The sequence below is a fragment of the Bartonella gabonensis genome, from assembly GCF_903679515.1.
Lineage (GTDB): Bacteria > Pseudomonadota > Alphaproteobacteria > Rhizobiales > Rhizobiaceae > Bartonella > Bartonella gabonensis.
The window spans coordinates 1-1,788 of sequence record NZ_CAHOYM010000085.1; the positions used below are offsets into that span (position 1 = coordinate 1).

The following is a 1,788-nucleotide window of genomic DNA, read 5'->3' on the forward strand; positions in this document are numbered from 1 at the left end:
GGGAGGGAGATTCTCATAAAATTGTTGTATCAGAAAACTCTACCTATCCAAGGGATTACATCTTTAGTAGTTCACGCAAGATAGGAGGTTTCCATACGCTTTGTGCGGATGTTGGTACGATTTCCGGTCACCCACTGTCTGGTTATAGGGCAGGGGATATCTTACCCAATTCCGTTTGGTGTCTCAATCACCGCCCTTATAGTTCCCCCGAGGGAATGGTTTACGACCCCTCTACAGATCTTTGGGTTGATATTTATCTTCAATCAGGCACGGGCGAAAATACGAAATCGCTCTATCGTACCAATATAACAACCAACCGTAATTATACCGAACATGCCACAGATATGGCGCGTGTTAAAAAATCTTTACTGAGTGATGAAGCGTTTGCTTCTGCGATGTATGGAAGTAATGACCAGACAACTATTGTGGGGAAGAAGGCACCCACTCCTAAGACTTCAGGAGGACATAAGGATACAGCTAATCGTCGAATGATCTCGCATATCGGTTGTGAGGATGGTTGCGGTTATGTTTGGCAATATTTATCGGGAACGTTTGCTTCACCGGTAGGAAGCAGTACGCAAAATACGTTTGATATGAGAGCCTTGTTAGGTGGAGGCRCTTGGAATGCTGAAGCGGATAGTAAACGGTTTGGTCGAGCYACCATAATRCTMAATGGACGCAATGAACAGGTTTCTGCGCGTGGTTGTAGCCGCCCGCGTCATTTTGTTTAGGGAGAATGTGAAGATGATAGAATACCCAGAGCATTTAAATAGCAAAGAAGATTATCTGAACATGCTTTCTTTTGATAAGGCAGAAACGGTAAGAAGGCTAGAGATGCTTTTATCAACGCGTTTTTATTGGGTCTTTATCAAAGAGCTCAGTGAAGGAGAAGAGGGGGTAGAAGATGACACGCATAAGGTTGTTCTCATAACCGAAATGCCGTCTGATCTGAAAGGAGATTTTGTAGAAAAGCGTTGTCAGTATGAATTACAGGAAAGCGAATATGCCCCGCTTTTTCAACTTGGCTTTAGCGTTGAAGAAGTCGAGCAGTTGATCAAAGAGCATAGCCAATAGAGATCATAAAAAAAGAGTTTTATCCAGCCCCGCGTTTGTGGGGCTTTTTTTATGGAGGATTGAGATGAGAAAGATATCCAAAGAGGGATTAGAGCTGATAAAACAATGGGAAGGTTTACGTTTAGAGGCTTATAGAGATACGGCATGTATCTGGACGATTGGTTATGGTCACACCAGCAACGCAGGTCAACCGCTTGTTAAAAAAGGCATGCGTATCACACAAGAGCAAGCAGAAGAAATTCTTCGTGAAGACTTAAAGCAATTTGAGAAGACGGTAGAGGAATCAGTTACGGTTTCGTTAACGAATAGTCAATTCGCGGCATTGGTATCGTTTTGTTATAACGTAGGAACGAAAGCCTTTTGTCAGTCAACATTGTTGAAGAAGCTTAATCAAGGGGATTATGAATGCGTTCCAAGTGAACTACAGAAATGGAATAAAGTGGGGGGTAAGCCTCTTGTGGGATTAGCCAACCGTCGTGCCGCGGAAGCCGGTTTGTGGGCAAAAGGGTCTTACATTGCTTCAAATTATCAACGGGTAGAAACGAAGGAGGCAACGGGTCTTTTAAAGATAGAGGCGTTAGCGCCGATTATCGGGTCTTGTTCTGGATTTGGCGGTTTTTTGGTCGGCAATGGACCGATTCAATGGGCATTAGCAGGGATTATGGTTTTAGCCGCGTGTACAGGACTAGTGATTGTCGCCAAGCGGTTTAAGGA

Annotated in this window: 3 protein-coding genes; all 3 read left to right on the top strand. The window is 43.9% G+C overall.

Translation table 11 applies throughout. The annotated features are described in order from the left end of the window. The coding region (locus HWX04_RS08055; protein ID WP_439330033.1) for a phage major tropism determinant at positions 1-731 on the top strand (731 nt) is incomplete at its 5' end. Positions 732-744: 13 nt separating this feature from the next. Continuing rightward, positions 745-1,074, top strand: a complete 330-nt coding sequence (locus HWX04_RS08060; protein WP_175869604.1) for a hypothetical protein — start codon at positions 745-747, stop codon at positions 1,072-1,074. A 64-nt stretch (positions 1,075-1,138) separates the two neighbouring features. Then, positions 1,139-1,788, top strand: a 650-nt coding sequence (gene bgtA, locus HWX04_RS08065) for a gene transfer agent endolysin BgtA (RefSeq protein WP_175869605.1), incomplete at its 3' end; no start/stop codon positions are given.